We start from the raw sequence: 17,317 nt of genomic DNA, 5'->3' as shown, positions 1-17,317 counted from the left end.
GAGGATGGAAAAAGGGGGCACCATGTCCGTTGCCGAAGTCGCCGCGGCCGACGCTGCCGCTGGCCGGACGCAAGCCGTCGCATACAACGAACGGGTCATCCGCTACTTCGTCATCGCTACCGTGTTCTGGGGCGTGGCGGCCTTCGTCATGGGCGTCTACATCGCCTTTCAGTTGGCCTACCCGGTCCTGAACCTGGGGCTGGAATGGACCACCTTCGGCCGCCTGCGGCCGGTCCACACCTCGGCGGCGATCTTCGCCTTCGGCGGCAACGCGCTTCTGGGCACCTCGCTCTACGTGGTGCAACGCACCTCGCGGGCCAGCCTCTTCGGCGGCGAGGCCCTCGGGCTGTTCATCTTCTTCGGCTACCAGGCCTTCATCGTCATGGCCGCGCTCGGCTACATCGCCGGGGTCACCCAGGGCCGCGAATACGCCGAGCCTGAGTGGTACGTCGACCTCTGGCTCACCCTGGTCTGGGTGGTCTACCTGGTGGTCTTCGTCGGCACCCTGCTGAAGCGCAAGGAGCCGCACATCTACGTTGCGAACTGGTTCTACCTGGCCTTCATCGTGACCATCGCGATGCTGCACATCGTCAACAACCTGGCGGTGCCGGTGTCCTGGACCGGGACCAAGAGCTACTCGCTCTTCTCCGGCGTGCAGGACGCCTTGACCCAGTGGTGGTACGGCCACAACGCGGTCGGCTTCTTCCTGACCGCGGGCTTCCTGGGGATCATGTACTACTTCATCCCCAAGCAGGCGGAGCGACCGGTCTATTCCTACCGCCTGTCGATCATCCACTTTTGGTCGCTGATCTTTCTCTACATCTGGGCCGGTCCGCACCACCTGCACTACACCGCGCTGCCGGACTGGGCGCAGACCCTGGGCATGGTCTTCTCGGTGATGCTGTGGATGCCGTCCTGGGGGGGCATGATCAACGGCATCATGACCCTGTCGGGGGCCTGGGACAAACTGCGCACCGACCCGGTCCTGCGCTTCCTGGTCACCTCGGTCGCCTTCTACGGCATGAGCACCTTCGAAGGCCCGGTGATGTCGATCAAGCAGGTCAACGCGCTGTCTCACTACACCGACTGGACCGTCGGCCACGTGCACTCCGGCGCCCTGGGCTGGGTCGCCTTCGTATCCTTCGGCGCGGTCTACTACCTGGTGCCGGCGCTCTGGCGGCGGGCCCAGCTCTACTCCGAGCGGCTGGTCAGCTATCACTTCTGGATCGCGACCATCGGCATCGTGCTTTACATCACCGCGATGTGGATCTCGGGGATCCTGCAGGGCCTGATGTGGCGGACCTACGACCAGCTCGGCTTCCTGCAGTATTCCTTCATCGAGACGGTCGAGGCCATGCACCCCTTCTACGTGATCCGGGCCCTGGGCGGCGTGCTCTTCCTGATCGGCGCCCTGATCATGGTCTACAACCTGTGGCGCACGGCGCGCGGCGAAGTCCGTCAGGAAGTCCGTGCCGCCGCGCCCGTCGCTCAGCCTGCGGAATAGGGAGGGCGTCATGGACTGGCATGGAAAAATCGAGCGCAACGTCATCCTGCTCTTGGTGCTGACATTGATCACGGTGTCGATCGGCGGCCTGGTGGAGATCGTTCCGCTGTTCACCATCGAAACCACGATCGAGAAGGTGCAGGGCGTTCGCCCCTACACGCCGCTGGAGCTGGCCGGCCGCAACATCTACATCCGAGAGGGGTGCTACACCTGCCATTCCCAGCAGGTCCGGCCCTTCCGCGACGAGGCCGAGCGCTACGGACACTACAGCCTGGCGGCGGAGAGCATGTACGACCATCCCTTCCAGTGGGGCTCGAAGCGGACCGGGCCGGACCTGGCGAGAGTCGGCGGCAAGTACTCCAACGACTGGCATGTGGCCCACATGATCAACCCGCGCCAGGTGGTGCCGGAGTCGATCATGCCGCCCTACGCCTTCCTGCTGGACAAGCCGGTTGGCGTCGACGACGTCGCGGCCCACCTGCAGGCCAACGTCGCGGTCGGCGTGCCCTACAGCGAGGCGATGATCGAGAACGCCCTGGCGGACCTGAGGGCGCAGGCCGATCCCGAGGCCGATCACGACGAACTGCTCGAACGCTATCCCAAGGCTGCGGTCGGCGACCTGGACGGCCGTCCGGGCGAACTGACCGAGATGGATGCGATGGTCGCCTATCTCCAGATCCTGGGCCGCATGGTCGACTTCGAAGGCCTGACGGCCGAAGACCTGCGGCAATAGGAGGGCGTCATGTACGAGTTCTTCAAGGACGCCTACGACCTGCTGCGCCCGCTCTGGGTCGTCTGGCTGATGCTGATCTTCCTCGGCATCGTCGCCTGGGCCTATTGGCCCAAACGCAAGGCGGAGATGGACGACCACGCACAGATACCGTTTCGCGACGACGACGCGGAGGCCTGAGACATGCCGACGAAAATCGAAAAGGACGCCATTTCGGGCCAGGAGACGACGGGCCACGAGTGGGACGGGATCAAGGAACTCAACACGCCGCTGCCGCGGTGGTGGCTCTATACCTTTTACGCCTGCATCGCCTTCTCGCTGGTTTACGTCATCCTCTACCCGGCGATCCCGAGCTTCTCAAGCCATACCCCCGGCGTGCTGGCCTACAACTCGCGGGTCGACCTCGAAGAGAATCTGGCGAAGGCGCGGGCCCGGCAGGCCCAGTTCTGGGACGCGATCGCGGAAGCCGAGCTCTCCGAGATCGCCGCCGAGCCGGACCGCCTGACCTTCGCGCTCACCGGCGGCGCCGCGGCCTTCGCCGACAACTGTGCACCCTGCCACGGCCAGGGCGGCGCCGGGCTGGAGGGTTTCCCGGTGCTGGCCGACGACGCCTGGATCTGGGGCGGCACCCTGGAGGACATCCACACCACCCTGCTGCACGGGATCCGCAACGGTAGCGACGAAGCCCGCGACTCCGAGATGCCGGCCTATGGCGACATCCTCGAGCCGGAGCAGATCGAGGCCGTGGCGGACTACGTGCTCTCGCTTTCCGGCGCCGAGCACGACAGCGCGTCCGCGACGGCAGGGCAGGAGATCTACGCGGAGAACTGCGCCGCCTGCCATGGCGAGGCCGGCGAAGGCATCCGAGAGCTCGGCGGGCCGCGGCTCAACGATCAGATCTGGCTCTACGGGGGCAGCCGCGACCAGGTCATCAGCCAGATACGCCAGCCGAAGCTCGGCGTGATGCCAGGCTGGCAGGACCGCCTGGACGCCTCCACCATCAAGATGCTGACCGTCTACGTCCATTCGCTGGGCGGCGGCGAGGAGTAGCCGGGAGAGGCCTGCGGAGCCGGACATGGACGACGTGGTCACAGTCGAGGACGCCCTTTCGACCCGGGCCCAGAAGGAACGGGCCCGGCAGGCCGCGCAGGCCGGGCAGTCGATGTACGCGAGCCGGGTGAAGGTCCACCCCAAGCAGATCACCGGCACCTTCCGGCGCCTCAAGTGGGCGGTGCTGATCACTCTGCTCGCGATCTACTACATCGTGCCCTGGATCCGCTGGGACCGCGGCCCCGACGCGCCCGACCAGGCCGTGCTCGTCGATATCGTCAATGGCCGCCTCTATTTCTTCTTCATCGAGATCTGGCCTCAGGAGGTCTACTACCTCACAGGCCTGCTGATCCTCGGCGCGGTCGGTCTGTTCCTGGTGACCAGCCTGGCCGGCCGGGTCTGGTGCGGCTACACCTGCCCGCAGACCGTCTGGACCGACCTCTTCATGTGGGTCGAGCGCCTGATCGAGGGCGACCGCAACGCCCGCGTCCGCTTGGACAAGGCGCCCATGAGCGCCGCGAAGCTCGGCAAGCGAAGTCTGAAGCACGCGGTCTGGCTGGTCATCGCCGCAGCGACCGGCGGCGCTTGGATCATGTACTTCAACGACGCGCCGACCGTGGTCCGCGACGTCTTCACCGGCCAGGCCTCGGTCGGAGTCTACTTCTTCACCGGGCTCTTCACCGCAACCACCTACCTGCTGGCCGGCTTGGCACGCGAGCAGGTCTGCACCTACATGTGCCCCTGGCCGCGCTTCCAGGCCGCGATGTTCGACGAGGACACCCTGATCGTCACCTACGAAAAGTGGCGCGGCGAGCCGCGCGGCCGTCATAAAAAGGGTCAGTCTGCCGACGGGCTGGGCGACTGCGTCGACTGCAACCTCTGCGTCGCGGTCTGCCCGACCGGCATCGACATCCGCGACGGCCAGCAACTTGAGTGCATCGGCTGCGCGCTCTGCATCGACGCCTGCAACAGCGTGATGGCCAAGGTCGGCCGACCGCTCAATTTGATCACCTACGATACGACGCGCAACCAGGAGGCGCGGGCCGCGGCCGCGCCGATTCCCAGGTATCGGCTGGTCCGGCCGCGGACCGCGCTCTACAGCCTGCTGCTCCTGTTCGTGGCCGGCCTCATGCTGTGGAGCCTGGCCTTCCGGGCCAGCCTCGACATCAACGTCCTGCACGACCGCAACCCGCTCTTCGTGACCCTGTCGGACGGCAGCATCCGCAACGGCTACACCATCAAGATCCTGAACAAGACCCTGGAAGGCCGCAGCTATCTCCTCGGCATCGAGGGCCTGACCGCCCCCGGCCTGACCGTGGTCGGGCAGGAGGGCGAAGGCGTGGGCAGCGCGATCCTGGAAGCGGAACCGGACAGCGTGGCCAGCTACCGGGTCTATCTGCGCCTGCCGCGCGACGCCGTGACCGCCGACAGCCTGAGCTTCACCTTGACCTTGACCGATGTCGACAGCGGCGACGTCGCGCGCAACGAGACCGTGTTCCGGGGTCCGAAGCCATGACCGGGCGGGCGGCCTCAGCCAAGGCGCGCTCGAAGATCCCCTGGATCTTCGTTGGTTTCTTCCTCGTGGTCTTCGCCGCCAACGGCGCCATGATCGCGGTCGCGCTCAGCACCTGGACCGGCCTGGAGACCGACAGCGCCTACCAGGACGGCTTGGCCTACAACGACCGGCTGGCCGAACGCGCGGCCCAGGAGGCGCTGGGCTGGCGCGTCGCGCTGGCGCTGGAGCCGGCGGGCGGCACCGCGGCCGAGCTGCGGGTCCGGCTGCTCGGCCCCAGCGGCGAGGCCCTCTACGCGGACGAGGTGCGGGCCAGATTCAAGCGCCCGACCCTGGAGGGCCACGACTTCGCGGTGACCCTGGAGAACCGGGGCGCCGGCCTCTACGGCCGCCAGGTGACCCTGCCATTGCCAGGCCAATGGGACGTCGAGCTGACCGTCACCAAGGACGGCGACCGCCACAGCAGCCGTCGCCGGGTGACCCTGCAGCCATGACCGCGCTCGAAGTCGACCGGCAAGCTTCAGCTCAACCGGCGCCAGAGACGCCGCCACTGGACTGCACGCGCCATGCCGCGCTGGGCGAAGATGGCCTGACGCGCCTGCACCTGCTGGTCGACGGCATCCATTGCGGCGGCTGCATCCGCAAGATCGAGAGCGCCCTGCAACGCCAGTCCGACGTCCGGGAGGCGCGGGTCAACATGTCCACCGGCCGGCTGGCGGTGGGCTGGGCGGGACCGGCGGCGCGGGCGACCGAGCTGGCCGGTATCGTCGAGCGCCTGGGCTTCCGAGTGACGCCCTTCGACCCGGTGCAAAAGCGGGCCGGCGAGGATCGCAGCGAGAGGGAGCTGCTGATCGCCCTGGCGGTCGCCGGCTTCGCGGCCGGCAACGTCATGCTGCTTTCCGTCTCGGTCTGGGCCGGGCACTTCGAGGACATGGGCCCGGCGACCCGCGACCTGCTCCACTGGTTCTCCGCCCTGATCGCGCTGCCGGCGATCCTCTTCGCCGGCCGGCCCTTCTTCCGCTCCGCCCTGGCGGCGCTACGCGGCGGCAGCCTGAACATGGACGTGCCGATCTCCCTTGCCGTGCTCCTTGCCGCAGCCATGAGCCTTTTCGAGACGATCAACGGCGGCGCCCACGCCTATTTCGATTCCGCCGTGACCCTGCTGTTCTTCCTGCTGGTCGGCCGCTACCTAGACCGGCGCGCCCGCGGGCGAGCGCGCTCGGCGGCCGAGCGCCTCTTGGCCCTGCGCGGCGGCGCGGTGACCCTGCTGTTGCCGGACGGCCGGCGCCAGGCCGTGCCGGCCGAGGCGGTGGAGAGCGGCCAACGGGTCCTGGTGGCCGCGGGCGAACGCATCGCGGTCGACGCCAAGGTCGTCGACGGCCACTCCGAGATCGACTCCAGCCTGATCACCGGAGAGACCCTGCCCAGGCCGGTCCGGGCCGGGGAGACGGTCTTCGCCGGGACGCTCAACCTGGGCGCACCCCTGATACTCGAGGTCACCGCGGTCGGCGAGGCAACGATCCTGGCCGAGATTGTCCGCCTGATGGAGTTAGCAGAGCAGCGCCGGGCCCGCTACGTCGTGCTCGCCGACCGGGTCGCGCGGCTCTACGCGCCGGTGGTCCACTTGCTCGCCCTGGTCGCCTTCCTCGGCTGGCTGTTGATCGGCGGCTTGGCCTGGCAGCCGGCGCTGATGATCGCGATCGCAGTGCTAATCGTGACCTGCCCTTGCGCCCTGGGCCTGGCGGTACCGGCCGTCCAGGTCATCGCCAGCGGCCGCCTCCTGCGCCGCGGCATCCTGCTGAAGTCGGCCTCGGCGCTGGAGCGCCTGGCCCGGGCCGACACCATCGTCTTCGACAAGACCGGCACCCTGACCCTGGGCCGGCCGAGCCTGATCCGCGAGGGCCAGCCCGCCGAGGGGCTGCGCCTGGCGGCCGGGCTCGCCGCAGCGAGCCGCCATCCCCTCGCGCAGGCCGTCGCACGGGCGGCGCCGGAGGCCGAGACCTTCAGCGGCGTCCAGGAGCTCCCAGGCTGCGGCCTGCTGCTGGAGACGCCCGAGGGCGAGATCCGCCTGGGCAGCCGGCGCTGGTGCGGCGTCGAGACCGAAGGCCCTGACACGACCAGCGGGCCCGAACTTTGGCTCTGCAGGCCCGGCGCGGCACCGCTGCGCTTCAGCTTCACCGACCCGCCGCGCTCCGACGCCGCCGCGGTGGTCCGACAGCTCAAGGCTCAGGGCTATCGGGTGGAGCTGCTTTCCGGCGACCGCAAGGCGACGGTCGCGGCGGTCGCCGCGGCCCTGAACATCGAGACCTGGCGCGCGGCCTGCACACCGGCCGAAAAGTGCCAGCACCTCGAGGCGCTGGAAGCCGAGGGCCGCCGGACCTTGATGGTCGGTGACGGCCTGAACGATGCGCCGGCCTTGGCCGCGGCGCTGGTCTCGGTGTCCCCGTCGAGCGCCGTCGACATCAGCCAGACCGCGGCCGACGCAGTCTTCCAGGGCGAAGTCCTGGCACCGGTGCCGGAGCTGCTCGGCGTCGCCCGCCGGGCCGAGGCCCTGGTGAAGCAGAACTTCGGGCTCGCCTTTGCCTACAACGCCATCGCCGTGCCGCTTGCGGTCCTCGGCCTGGTGACGCCGTTGATCGCCGCCATCTGCATGTCGGCTTCCTCGCTGCTGGTCACCGGCAACGCGCTGCGGCTGGTCCGGGGCGGCCCGCGATGAGCGGCCTGCTCTACCTGATTCCCATCGCGCTCGTCCTCGGCCTGTTGGGGCTCGGCGCCTTTCTCTGGGCGCTGAGATCGGGACAGTTCGAAGACCTGGAAGGCGCCGCCCAGCGAATTCTCTTCGACGAAGACGAGGATGACAACGACCACCCAGAACGACCGGGGGCCTGAGGCCAGCGCCTCCGAGGTCAGCGCGCACGTCGTCGCTGACCAGAGCGAGGTGGCGGCCTTTCTGGGCAATCCGGCAAATCACGGCCCCGGCATCGCTGAGGTTGAGCGCTTCGATACCCATGGTGCCATGGTCTTCCTGGCCGGCGACCGGGCCTACAAGGTCAAGCGGGCGGTCGCCTTCCCCTACATGGACTTTTCGACCCTGGCGCTGAGACGGGCGTTCTGCAAGAAGGAGGTCGCGCTCAACCGGCGCAGCGCGCCGAAGCTCTACCTCGGAACCGAGGCGATTACCCGCGAAGCCGCTGGCGGCCTGCGCCTCGGCGGAGAGGGCGAGGTCGTCGAGTGGGTCGTCGTGATGCGGCGCTTCGAGCAGGACGGGCTCTTTGACCGCCTGGCCGCCATCGGCCGCCTGACGCCGGACCTGACGCTGCGGCTGACCGACGCGATCCTGCGTTTCCATGAGGCGGCGGAACGGCTGGACCCAGGACGCGCCCTCGGCGGCGGGGTGGCGGGACAGCGGGTGGTCGCCGAGGAGAGCCTTGCCGAGTTCGCCGAGCGCCCGGACCTCTTTGCTGCCCAGGACGTCGAGACCCTCCGAGCGCTGTTTCGGCACTGGCTGGACGCCTGCGGCGGCTTGCTCGACTCGCGGCTGGCCGAAGGCTACGTCCGACGCTGCCACGGCGACCTTCACTTGCGGAACATCTGCCTGATCGACGGCGCGCCCACCCTCTTCGACTGCATCGAGTTCAACGACACCTTCGCCGCCATCGACGTGCTCTACGACCTGGCCTTCCTCCTGATGGACCTGGAGCACCGGGATCTGCACCCGCTGGCCAACCTGGTCCTCAACCGCTACGTCCAGCGCGGCGACGCCTTGGAGGGCTTGGCGGCCCTGCCCGGCTTCCTTGCCAACCGCGCCCTGGTTCGGGCCAAGGTCTCAGCCAGCGCCGAGGCCAGCCAGAAAGACGCCGCTGCTCGCGCGCGCCTGGAAGTCGAGGCCCGGCAGTACTTCGAGGCGGCCCGCCGCTACCTGGAGCCGCCGCCGCCTCGTCTGCTGGCGGTCGGTGGCCTTTCCGGAAGCGGCAAGACGACCCTGGCCCGCCAACTTGCGCCCCGGCTCGGCGCGGCGCCCGGGGCTCTGCATCTGCGCAGCGATGTGATCCGCAAACAGCTCTGGGGCGTCGACGAGCTCGCGCCCCTGCCGGCAGAGGCCTACGATCCCGGCTTCGGCGCGCGGGTCTATGCCGAGATCGGGCGGCGGGCGGGCCGGGGCCTGGCGGCCGGCCAAGCGGTAATCGCCGATGCCGTCTACGCCAAGCCCGAGGAGCGCGAAGGCATCGCCGCCGTCGCCCGCGACCGGGGCCTGCGCTTCGACGGCCTCTGGCTGCAGGCCGCACCGGCGACTCTGAGCGCGCGGGTCACGGCCCGCCGCGCCGACGCCTCCGACGCCGACGCCGCCGTCGTCGAGCGCCAGCTCGGCTACGACACCGGCGAAATCACCTGGCGGCGCCTCGACGCCGGCGGAGCAGCCGCCGACCTGGCCCGCAGCGCCGCGGATTCGATCGGGATCGCGCGGCTTCGTCCTGAGTCCGCGGGTCATCCGCGAGAAGACGGCCGACCTAGGACATAGCGCTAACGACCGGGTCTACTCACCACACAAGGACCGAGCGGGTATCTGGTCGAAGGGTTGGGGGGCAGACATGGGATCTCCTAGGCAGCAAGCAACGACACTTCGGCACCTGGTCCGGCGATTCATGCCCGGCCTGGAAAACCTCTTGCACTACCAAGCCGCCTGGCTGCCGAACGACCTCGGCGCGGGGCTATCGGTCGCCGCCATCGCCCTGCCCGTCGGCATCGCCTATGCCGAGCTCGCAGGCGTCCCCGCGGTGGTCGGCATGTATTCGGCGATCTTTCCGCTGCTGGCTTACGCGATCTTCGGTTCCTCCCGTCAGCTTATGGTCGGCCCCGACGCCGCGACCTGCATCATGGTCGCGGCCAGCCTGGGGCATCTGTCCGGCGGCGACCCGGAGAAATACCTCGCGCTCCTGGTGGTGCTGACCCTGATGACCGGGGTCTTCTACGTCGTTGCCGGCATCGCACGACTCGGCTTCATTGCGAACTTCCTCTCCCATCCGATCCTGGTCGGGTTCCTTAACGGCATCGCCTTGCTCATCGTCGCCGGACAGCTGCCGAAGCTCTTCGGCTACGCGAGCGAAGCCGGCACCTTCTTTCCAAAGCTGGCCGAGTTCTTCGAGAGGATTGGTCAGGCTCACCTGCCGACGCTGAGTCTCGGCGTCGGGTTGCTCATCCTTCAGGTGTCACTCCGAAAGCTCGCACCACGGCTCCCCGCCGCCTTGATCGTCGTGGTCGTCGGCATCGTCGCGGTCCTTGCCTTGGACCTCGGCGCTCAAGGCGTGGCCACCCTCGGCGAGGTTCCGGCGGGCCTCCCGACCTTCCATTTCGCGCTCTTCGAACCGCAGACCTACCAGCACCTTTTCGGGGACGCGGCCGCCCTCATGCTGATCAGCTTCACCAGCGGCGTACTGACCGCCAAGAGCTTCGCCGGGCGCAACCGCTATCAGATCGATCCCAACCAGGAGATGATCGCTTTCGGCGCGGCCAACATCCTCACCGGCCTCGCCCAAGGCTTTCCCGTCACCGGCGCCGACTCGCGCACCGCGGTCAACGATGCCATGGGCGGCAAGACCCAGCTGGTCGGCCTCGTCGCCGCCGGCACCATGCTCCTGATCCTGTTCTTCCTGACCGGGCCGCTGGCTCACGTGCCCAGCGCCGGGCTGGCCGCGGTCATCATGGTCGCAGCCGTCGGTCTTTTCGATTTCGCGGAGCTGCGCAGGCTCTTCGCCATCAGCCGCCGCGAGCTGGCGCTTTCGCTCACCACCACCGTCGGGGTCCTGGTCCTGGGGGCACTGCCGGGCGTCCTGCTGGCGGTGGCCCTGACGTTCATCTGGCTGCTCTACGTCGCGTCCCGACCCCACGACGCTATCCTCGGCCGGACGAAGCAGATCGGCGTCAGGGGCTTCCATGACCTCAAGGACTACCCTGAGGCGATCACCTACCCGGGTCTGCTCATCTACCGCTTCGACTCGGACCTCGTGTTCTTCAACGTCGACTACTTCAAGGAGCGCCTGCTCAAGGCCATGGCCGGATCCGAGACGCCCGTCGAGTGGATCGTCGTCGATGCCAGCCCGATCAATGTCTTGGATGTGACCGCGATCGAGAAGGTCGGCGAGCTTCGCGACGAATTGGCCGCGCGGGGCATCGTTCTCGCCTTTGCCCGCGCCAAGCGCAGCCTTGCGCGCCACTTCTCGGGCGGTTGGTTGGACCAGGTTCGTGAATCGAACACGGCTCACAACTTCCCGACCGTCCGCGCCGCTGTGGTCGCCTTCCGCAAGCGCTCAAAAGCGGCGGCAGCACACACGCCCCGCTCACATCCTTCCGACCCGGCATAGCGCACCACGAGGCCTCGGCCGACAAGGAACGACGTTTCAATTACATTACCGGCTGGCCGGCTGTCGGCCAGACCACGGCCAGGCCGACCGCACCGGCCACGAGGCTGCCGCCCAGCGCCAGCGCGACCGGCAGGGCCAGGGCACGGCCGCCGGAGACGATCGCGATCCCGGCCTTGACCAGGGTGTTGGAAAGGCAGGCCAGGACAATGCCGAAGGCGGCCGTCGACAGGGCGATGGTCTGTCCGGAAAGCCGCGACAGGGAGAGGTTGATGGCATCGACGTCGGCGACCCCCGACAAGAGCGCCAGGGCCAGGATCCCGCCCTCTCCCGCCCAGGCCTCGGCCGCCCGGACCAGCAGCATGATGGCGCTCAACAGCAGCCCGAACTTGAGCGCCATGGCGAACTCGAAGGGATTGTTGAGCCGCAGCCCCGCGGCGCCGACGGACTCGCGCTGGCGCAGCCAGAGCACGGCGACGGCGAGGAAACCGCCGACCGAAGCCAAGCCGAGGGGCCAGGCGAGCAATGCCAGGAGCTGGGGCTCGATCACCACCGCCACGGCGAGGGTGCGCGGGAACATGGTCGCCGCCGCCAGGGCGATCCCGGCCGCCAGAATCGCACTGCGATCGGGGTTGCCGCGGGCGATGCGCGCGTAGCTGATGGCGACCGCGGTCGAGGACACCAAGCCGCCGGCCAGGGCCGTCAGCAGGAGGCCGCGCGACTCGCCAATCAGCCGGACACCGACGTAGCCGAGGAAGGAGATGCTGGCGATCAGGATCACCATCAGCCACATCTCCTGCGGGTTCAGGGCTTGCCACGGCCCAAAGCCGCGGTTGGGCAGCACCGGCAGAAGGACCGCGGTCATGACCAGCAGCTTGAGCACGGCGAGCAGTTCTTCGAAGGTGATCCTGGCGATCCAGTCGTGCAGGATCGGCTTGATGCCGAGGAGCAAGGCGGTCAGCACCGCGGCCGCCACCGCGAGCTGCATCTGGCCGCGGGCCGAAAGCGCCCCGAGCACAAAGGTCAACATGGCCGCCACGACGGTGGTGGAGCCGTAGTCCTTGGTCTCGCGCGCGACCTGGAGGCGGGCCAGGATCATCACTCCGGCGAAGGCCATGAAGGCGAAGCCGAGGACGATTTCGCCGACCATCTCGGCCAGCAGGGCCCAGACGCCACCCAGCAGGCCGACGATCCCGAAGGTCCGAATGCCGGCTACCCGGCTGCCTTCGCGCAGCGCGCGCTCGTGCCAGCCGCGCTCGATCCCGATCAGAATGCCGAGAGCCAGGGCCACACCCAGGCCCTGGAAAAGCTCGAGCTCCACATAGCTCAAATCCATGTTACCGGGACCGTCGCCGCCATCGATCTGCGGCGGCTCACTTGAGGGAAAGCCTACTTCACGGTGATGCAGGTACAGGCTGCAAGACTTGCGACCTTGTGCGACACGCTTCCGAGGAGCAGCCCCTTGAGATCGCCGAGGCCGCGACTGCCCATTACGACGAGGTCGGCCCCGGTTTCCGCGGCAGCCTTGATGATCTGATCCGTGGGATCGCCGCTCACCATCCTGGTCTCGACATCGGCGACACTCCCGGCCTTGGCGGCGCGTTCGGCGATATCCAGGATCTGCTGCCCGAGCGCCTGGTAGATCGCCTGGGACTGCTGGCTTTCCTGCTGGTTGCGCAGGGCGGCGCCCAGACCGGCCGGCAGGTTTGCGACCGACGGCCGCTCGACCTCTGCGGCTTCCACGAAGTGCTCGATCTCGGCCAGGCGGCGCAGCTGCGCCGGCGCCTCACCTTGCAGCGTGACATGCAAAAGAACCAGCTTGGCGCCGTAGGTCCGGGCCAGGTCGGTGGCCAAGTCCGCCGCCTTGGTCGCGTGGTCCGAGCCGTCGACCGGCACGAGAATCGTCTTGAACATGGCGCCCCTCCCACGGAAAGTCCGGGTTCGAGCCTTGAAGCCCCGGGTACCACGGCGCAGTGTTCCCCACCTTGACGCACGTCAAAGGTCGGGGTGCCGAATGACTCAGATCAAGGCATTTGGGGCCCGGCGGGCGCGATACTAAAATCAAGACTCTCGATACCTCGGCGACGGCGGGCGGCCGCCTAAGAGAGGGCCGCTCCGGGCACCGGGATCTCCGGGGGAAGCGAGAGTGAGTGCTGGGAATCGGGGAGCGAGACGTGAACATCGGGATTGCCCCGGACAAGGTCTTCTTCGTCATCGTCAGATCGCGCGAGTTCGACGCCCAGATCGATGTCGGAGAAGAAGAACCGGAAGCCAACGCCGTCGATGAAGAAGAGGTGGACGAGCTGGTGCAGGACTACGGCGACGATCCGACCTATGACGAGGTCACGGAGTTCATCGCCGCCCTCAACGAGGAGGAGCAGATCAACCTCGTTGCCCTGACCTGGCTCGGCCGTGGCGACTTCACCGTCGAGGAGTGGGACCAGGCGCTGCAGGAGGCCCGCAACGCCCGCAGCGATCACACCGCGAGCTACCTCCTCGGCATACCGCTGCTCAGCGACTACCTCGAGGAGGGCCTGACGCAGCACGGCTACGCCCTCGAGGACATGGAGTCTGAGCGGCTCTGAGCGCGGCGCCCCCTGCCCCCGAGGCCTCCGGGGCGCGACAGCCGGCGCTCAAGCGCAGCCTATCGCTGCCTCTGGTGACGCTCTACGGCCTTGGCACCACGATCGGCGCCGGCATCTACGTGCTGGTCGGCAAGGTGGCGGCCGGCGCTCAGAGCCATGCGCCCTTGGCCTTCCTCCTGGCCTCGCTGCTGGTCGCCTTCTCGGCCCTCTCCTTCGCCGAGCTTTCGGCGCGCTTCCCGCGCAGCGCCGGCGAGGCCATCTACGTGCACGAAGGCTTCGGCCGCCGGAATCTCGCCCTGGCCACGGGATTGCTGGTCGTGCTCGCGGGCCTGGTCTTGCTGTGACGCGCCCGCCGACGGCCGCAACGCGCTCAGTCATCCGGCCGATCGCCGGACCCGGCTTCCCCGTCCAGACTGCGGTCGTGCAGCAAGGCGTTCAGGGCACGGATGATCCGGCTCAGGCGCAGGGATTCGCCGTCCGGCCGAAGCGATTCCTGGGCCAAGGCATCGCGGTCGCGGCGCTCCCACCAGCGCAGGATGGCGATCTTCGCCTCCCGATCCAGCTCCGGATGCAGCAGCACGTCCTCGGGCTGACGGAAAACCCGCGTCGGGTCACGGAGGATCTCTTTCAGATCAGCGTCCTTGCCGCTCTCGACCATACTTTCCCCCAGGGCCTGTCCACCCTGCCGAAAGCTCGACGGTACGACCGCCGACGACCAGAGAACACCCGGATACGGGGTCGCTCATTGACCCACGTCAAGATGTCGGGGGCGGCAAGCTCAGGCAGGCAGGTTCAGGGAATTCTGAGGTCGTGAAGCTCGACCGGGCCGTCGTTGATCGCCAGCAACGCCCGGCAGACGGAGGCCGCCGGCTGGCTGTTAAGCAGGCGTAGGCCCAGGAGAACCGTGGGCCGGCCCCGGGTCGCCGAGAGCAGCCTTGCGAGATCCCCGGAAACGGCGGCAGCGGCCGGGTCCGGCGACGTGGGCAGCGGCCAGCCATCCGAGACCAGGAGGCGGTCCGACCCCGTCCCTCCCGGCAGGCACGTCATGGCCTTCACCACAGGACGCCCTTCGCCGCTCGCCACAAAGCCGTCGCCGACAATCAGAACCGGCCCGGGATCCTGGGTCGCCGCAGCCCGAAAACGGCGGGGCAGCAGGGATTCCAAGGACGCCTCGGTCGCGCAGATCCCAAAGCGGCCGGCGCTGACGCCTAGGCGCGGCAGCGCCATGAGGGCGGCTTCAAGTCGCAGCCGGTCTTCGAAGGCGGCAACGACGGCGCGCCGCCGGGGTGCGGGCAGACCCCCGGCAAGCCTACCGGGGCGACCGAAAGTCCGCCGGGCTGCGAAGTGATCGCCCCCGACAGGCCGGTTCCTGTCTGAGTGCCCCGGGTCGGAGGGTTCGGGCAACCGGCTCACGCCGACCTCCTCGACGCTTCAGTACTCGAAGCCATGCAGGTTGCCGTTCGCCAGATCCATGAGCTTGGCATGGTCATGGATGACCACGTACTTCTGATGCCGGAGAGAGAGAATTCCGTGCTCTTTCAACGGCTTGAACACGCGGCTGACGGTCTCGGTGGTCAGCCCGAGATAGTCGCCGATGTCGGCCCGGGTCATCGGCAGGTAGAGGCTGCCACCATCGCCGCCGCGGGCGACGGCGTCGGCCGCCTGGGCAACGAGGAAGGAGGCGATCTTCTCCACCGCGGTCTTTCGGCCGAGCAAGAGCATTTGTTCCTGTGCCGTGATCAACTCACGGGTCGCCAGCGCCAGCAAGCGCTGCGCCAAGCCGGGCACCTGCGCGGCCAAGTGGTCCAGCTTGGTCCGGGGGTAGAGCACGACCGTGACCGGGGTGACCGCCTCGGCCGTGTAGATGCAGGTGCCTTGCTGCGACAGGCCGAAAAGCTGTCCGGGATAGACGAAGCCCGTAACCTGGCGCCGGCCGTCCGGCGTCAGCTTGTAGAGCTTGACCACGCCCTCGACGACCTCGAAGACGCTCTCGCTGCTGTCGCCCTCGCAGACGATGATCTCGCGCGCAGACGCCGACTTGCGGACCGAGGCCAGAAACAGATCGACCAGGGGCCCTTCCGGCAGCCCCTCCGCAAAGCCGGTCTTGCGCAGTCCGCAGGAACGCCGGGCCTTCTGGGTCCTCAACGCTAACATTCTGTCCTCCCCAACAAGACGACATGCAAAGGAGGACGGCGCGCCGCGCTAGCCCTCCCGCGTGTCCCTAGGGAAGCAGGCTCGCGTCACCGCCGTATGTCGCGCGCTGGGGAACTCGGCGTCAATTTGCAAGGCTTTGTAACGAAGTGTGACGGAGCGAGCGCGCTTCGGCGCCGTCGCGTCCCGCCCCCTCACACAGCGAGACCATCGGCGTCAATCCTTGGCGCGCCCCTCGCTCCGAAGCGGACCGCCTCCTGGGGCCGCCGCCGCGGCCTGGCCGCGGGCCAGCAGGGAGTCGGTTTCGACCCGGCGCAAGCGGCTACAGGCCGACTCGACCTCGACCATATTGTGCCCAGAGGGGTCGTGAGCGTAGGCACGGACCGCGGCCTTCATCGTCGACCAGGCCTTGGCCTTTTCGCCATTGCGGGGTTGATCGGGCATTTGCACCTCCCAAGTCGTGGGCCCTGCGCAAGCGAACGTGCGGCGGAGGCCGTCCGCCCCGTTGCCGCGACGACGCAATACCCTGGCGACGTCAGTGTGCCGAAGTTGCGGCTGCGGGGCTGCAGCTTTTTTGTGTCACTCTGCAACTTCATGCTACTCAAGAAGAAAGCCCGGCGCCGACCGGGCGAGAGGGAGGGCCCTCAGGGCTTTTAGATACCCAGTGGGAACTGGAGACCGGGATTCGTGGACTCGCCGGCACACATACTGATCGTCGACGACGACCGGCGGATCCGGGAGATGCTCGCCACCTATCTCGAGGAGCAGGGTTTCAAGGTCAGCCAGGCGGAGAGCGGCAAGCAGTTGCGCAAGGAGTTGGCCGCCGCCGAGGTCGATCTAGTGCTGCTCGATCAGGTGATACCGGGAGACGACGGCTTGGCCCTGCTGCGCGAACTGCGCCAGCAGTCGAGTGTGCCGGTCATCATGATTACCGGCAAGGGCGAAATGCTGGATCGCATCATCGGCTTGGAGGTCGGCGCCGACGACTACATCGCCAAGCCCTTCCATCTGCGCGAGGTCCTGGCCCGCATCCGCGCCGTCCTGCGCCGTTGCGCGCCGGCTCCCGCCCCGGAAGCCAGGGTCGGCGACCCCAGCCGGCAAAGCGGCCAGCTGGTCTTCGCCGGCTGGACTCTCGACCCCAGGCGCCGTGAGCTGCGCGATTCCAACGGCGCCGAGGTGGAGCTGACCACCGGGGAGTTCAACCTCCTGCTGGCCTTCCTCCAATCTCCCAACCGGCCACTCAACCGCGACCAGCTGATGGACAGGCTGCGCGGACGCGATTGGAGTCCTTTCGATCGCAGCATCGACACCCAGGTCGGACGGCTGCGCAAGAAGATCGAGGCCGACCCCAAGAATCCCTCGCTGATCAAGACGGTCCGCGGCATCGGCTATGTCTTCACGCCCGAGGTCGCGGCCACCTGAGCCCTC

General features: G+C 68.1%; 19 protein-coding genes. 13 read left to right on the top strand and 6 right to left on the bottom strand.

Translation table 11 applies throughout. The annotated features are described in order from the left end of the window. The first annotated feature begins 22 nt into the window (after positions 1-22). From ccoN to sulP, 10 genes are all read left to right on the top strand, one after another. Positions 23-1,504 (top strand): cytochrome-c oxidase, cbb3-type subunit I, encoded by a 1,482-nt coding sequence (gene ccoN, locus QNJ30_02745; protein MDJ0942350.1) that lies wholly within the window; start codon positions 23-25, stop codon positions 1,502-1,504. Positions 1,505-1,514: 10 nt separating this feature from the next. After that, positions 1,515-2,237, top strand: a complete 723-nt coding sequence (gene ccoO, locus QNJ30_02740) for a cytochrome-c oxidase, cbb3-type subunit II (protein ID MDJ0942349.1) — start codon at positions 1,515-1,517, stop codon at positions 2,235-2,237. Between the two features lie 9 nt (positions 2,238-2,246). Then, positions 2,247-2,414 carry a cbb3-type cytochrome c oxidase subunit 3 gene (locus tag QNJ30_02735; GenBank protein MDJ0942348.1) on the top strand — a complete coding sequence of 56 codons (168 nt, stop codon included), beginning with the start codon at positions 2,247-2,249 and terminating at the stop codon, positions 2,412-2,414. A 3-nt stretch (positions 2,415-2,417) separates the two neighbouring features. Next, positions 2,418-3,284 (top strand): cytochrome-c oxidase, cbb3-type subunit III, encoded by an 867-nt coding sequence (gene ccoP, locus QNJ30_02730; GenBank protein MDJ0942347.1) that lies wholly within the window; start codon positions 2,418-2,420, stop codon positions 3,282-3,284. A 25-nt stretch (positions 3,285-3,309) separates the two neighbouring features. Continuing rightward, positions 3,310-4,800: a cytochrome c oxidase accessory protein CcoG gene (gene ccoG, locus QNJ30_02725; GenBank protein MDJ0942346.1), complete on the top strand. Its 1,491-nt coding sequence runs from the start codon at positions 3,310-3,312 to the stop codon at positions 4,798-4,800. Continuing rightward, positions 4,797-5,291: a FixH family protein gene (locus QNJ30_02720; GenBank protein ID MDJ0942345.1), complete on the top strand. Its 495-nt coding sequence runs from the start codon at positions 4,797-4,799 to the stop codon at positions 5,289-5,291. Before ccoG ends, QNJ30_02720 begins: the two co-directional genes overlap by 4 nt. Further along, positions 5,288-7,513 carry a heavy metal translocating P-type ATPase gene (locus tag QNJ30_02715; GenBank protein MDJ0942344.1) on the top strand — a complete coding sequence of 742 codons (2,226 nt, stop codon included), beginning with the start codon at positions 5,288-5,290 and terminating at the stop codon, positions 7,511-7,513. Before QNJ30_02720 ends, QNJ30_02715 begins: the two co-directional genes overlap by 4 nt. Beyond that, positions 7,510-7,686, top strand: a complete 177-nt coding sequence (gene ccoS, locus QNJ30_02710; GenBank protein MDJ0942343.1) for a cbb3-type cytochrome oxidase assembly protein CcoS — start codon at positions 7,510-7,512, stop codon at positions 7,684-7,686. Before QNJ30_02715 ends, ccoS begins: the two co-directional genes overlap by 4 nt. Further along, the gene (locus QNJ30_02705; GenBank protein MDJ0942342.1) at positions 7,652-9,316 is read left to right on the top strand and encodes an AAA family ATPase; all 1,665 of its coding nucleotides are present in this window, start codon (positions 7,652-7,654) and stop codon (positions 9,314-9,316) included. The genes ccoS and QNJ30_02705 overlap by 35 nt, the downstream gene beginning before the upstream one ends. A gap of 124 nt (positions 9,317-9,440) precedes the next feature. Next, on the top strand, positions 9,441-11,156 hold the full coding sequence (gene sulP / locus QNJ30_02700; GenBank protein MDJ0942341.1) for a sulfate permease: 1,716 nt from the start codon (positions 9,441-9,443) through the stop codon (positions 11,154-11,156). 40 nt (positions 11,157-11,196) lie between these two features. Here sulP and QNJ30_02695 read toward each other — a convergent pair whose 3' ends face one another. Continuing rightward, a complete protein-coding gene (locus QNJ30_02695) occupies positions 11,197-12,489 on the bottom strand; it encodes an MgtC/SapB family protein (GenBank protein MDJ0942340.1) in 1,293 nt (430 codons plus the stop codon). Between the two features lie 53 nt (positions 12,490-12,542). Continuing rightward, on the bottom strand, positions 12,543-13,067 hold the full coding sequence (locus tag QNJ30_02690) for a universal stress protein (GenBank protein MDJ0942339.1): 525 nt from the start codon (positions 13,065-13,067) through the stop codon (positions 12,543-12,545). A 260-nt stretch (positions 13,068-13,327) separates the two neighbouring features. Here QNJ30_02690 and QNJ30_02685 point away from each other — a divergent pair, with 260 nt between their 5' ends. After that, positions 13,328-13,738, top strand: coding sequence for a DUF3775 domain-containing protein (locus QNJ30_02685; GenBank protein ID MDJ0942338.1), 411 nt, complete (start codon positions 13,328-13,330; stop codon positions 13,736-13,738). A 74-nt stretch (positions 13,739-13,812) separates the two neighbouring features. Next, positions 13,813-14,082, top strand: coding sequence for an amino acid permease (locus tag QNJ30_02680; GenBank protein MDJ0942337.1), 270 nt, complete (start codon positions 13,813-13,815; stop codon positions 14,080-14,082). A gap of 26 nt (positions 14,083-14,108) precedes the next feature. Here the strand turns inward: QNJ30_02680 and QNJ30_02675 are convergent, their stop codons facing one another. The 4 genes from QNJ30_02675 to QNJ30_02660 all read right to left on the bottom strand — a co-directional run bounded on the left by QNJ30_02675 (position 14,109) and on the right by QNJ30_02660 (position 16,333). Further along, a complete protein-coding gene (locus QNJ30_02675; GenBank protein MDJ0942336.1) occupies positions 14,109-14,396 on the bottom strand; it encodes a hypothetical protein in 288 nt (95 codons plus the stop codon). 134 nt (positions 14,397-14,530) lie between these two features. Next, positions 14,531-14,965, bottom strand: a complete 435-nt coding sequence (locus tag QNJ30_02670; protein MDJ0942335.1) for a hypothetical protein — start codon at positions 14,963-14,965, stop codon at positions 14,531-14,533. A 204-nt stretch (positions 14,966-15,169) separates the two neighbouring features. After that, positions 15,170-15,892 (bottom strand): helix-turn-helix domain-containing protein, encoded by a 723-nt coding sequence (locus QNJ30_02665; GenBank protein ID MDJ0942334.1) that lies wholly within the window; start codon positions 15,890-15,892, stop codon positions 15,170-15,172. Positions 15,893-16,105: 213 nt separating this feature from the next. Next, positions 16,106-16,333, bottom strand: coding sequence for a hypothetical protein (locus tag QNJ30_02660; GenBank protein MDJ0942333.1), 228 nt, complete (start codon positions 16,331-16,333; stop codon positions 16,106-16,108). Positions 16,334-16,576: 243 nt separating this feature from the next. Here QNJ30_02660 and QNJ30_02655 point away from each other — a divergent pair, with 243 nt between their 5' ends. Continuing rightward, positions 16,577-17,311: a response regulator gene (locus tag QNJ30_02655; GenBank protein ID MDJ0942332.1), complete on the top strand. Its 735-nt coding sequence runs from the start codon at positions 16,577-16,579 to the stop codon at positions 17,309-17,311. Positions 17,312-17,317: the final 6 nt, after the last annotated feature.

The sequence above is a fragment of the Kiloniellales bacterium genome (genome assembly GCA_030066685.1).
In the GTDB taxonomy this organism is placed as follows: Bacteria; Pseudomonadota; Alphaproteobacteria; order Kiloniellales; family JAKSBE01; genus JAKSBE01.
Note: the sequence above shows the minus strand (reverse complement) of the source record. Positions and strands in the feature narration are given on the sequence as shown.

What these genes read in the sequence shown, in the direction of transcription:
- ccoN (MDJ0942350.1), top strand. Translation starts at nt 23, where the DNA reads ATGTCCGTTGCCGAAGTCGCCGCGGCCGACGCTGCCGCTGGCCGGACG.
- ccoO (MDJ0942349.1), top strand. Translation starts at nt 1,515, where the DNA reads ATGGACTGGCATGGAAAAATCGAGCGCAACGTCATCCTGCTCTTGGTG.
- QNJ30_02735 (MDJ0942348.1), top strand. Translation starts at nt 2,247, where the DNA reads ATGTACGAGTTCTTCAAGGACGCCTACGACCTGCTGCGCCCGCTCTGG.
- ccoP (MDJ0942347.1), top strand. Translation starts at nt 2,418, where the DNA reads ATGCCGACGAAAATCGAAAAGGACGCCATTTCGGGCCAGGAGACGACG.
- ccoG (MDJ0942346.1), top strand. Translation starts at nt 3,310, where the DNA reads ATGGACGACGTGGTCACAGTCGAGGACGCCCTTTCGACCCGGGCCCAG.
- QNJ30_02720 (MDJ0942345.1), top strand. Translation starts at nt 4,797, where the DNA reads ATGACCGGGCGGGCGGCCTCAGCCAAGGCGCGCTCGAAGATCCCCTGG.
- QNJ30_02715 (MDJ0942344.1), top strand. Translation starts at nt 5,288, where the DNA reads ATGACCGCGCTCGAAGTCGACCGGCAAGCTTCAGCTCAACCGGCGCCA.
- ccoS (MDJ0942343.1), top strand. Translation starts at nt 7,510, where the DNA reads ATGAGCGGCCTGCTCTACCTGATTCCCATCGCGCTCGTCCTCGGCCTG.
- QNJ30_02705 (MDJ0942342.1), top strand. Translation starts at nt 7,652, where the DNA reads ATGACAACGACCACCCAGAACGACCGGGGGCCTGAGGCCAGCGCCTCC.
- sulP (MDJ0942341.1), top strand. Translation starts at nt 9,441, where the DNA reads ATGCCCGGCCTGGAAAACCTCTTGCACTACCAAGCCGCCTGGCTGCCG.
- QNJ30_02695 (MDJ0942340.1), bottom strand. Translation starts at nt 12,489, where the DNA reads ATGGATTTGAGCTATGTGGAGCTCGAGCTTTTCCAGGGCCTGGGTGTG.
- QNJ30_02690 (MDJ0942339.1), bottom strand. Translation starts at nt 13,067, where the DNA reads ATGTTCAAGACGATTCTCGTGCCGGTCGACGGCTCGGACCACGCGACC.
- QNJ30_02675 (MDJ0942336.1), bottom strand. Translation starts at nt 14,396, where the DNA reads ATGGTCGAGAGCGGCAAGGACGCTGATCTGAAAGAGATCCTCCGTGAC.
- QNJ30_02670 (MDJ0942335.1), bottom strand. Translation starts at nt 14,965, where the DNA reads ATGGCGCTGCCGCGCCTAGGCGTCAGCGCCGGCCGCTTTGGGATCTGC.
- QNJ30_02665 (MDJ0942334.1), bottom strand. Translation starts at nt 15,892, where the DNA reads ATGTTAGCGTTGAGGACCCAGAAGGCCCGGCGTTCCTGCGGACTGCGC.
- QNJ30_02660 (MDJ0942333.1), bottom strand. Translation starts at nt 16,333, where the DNA reads ATGCCCGATCAACCCCGCAATGGCGAAAAGGCCAAGGCCTGGTCGACG.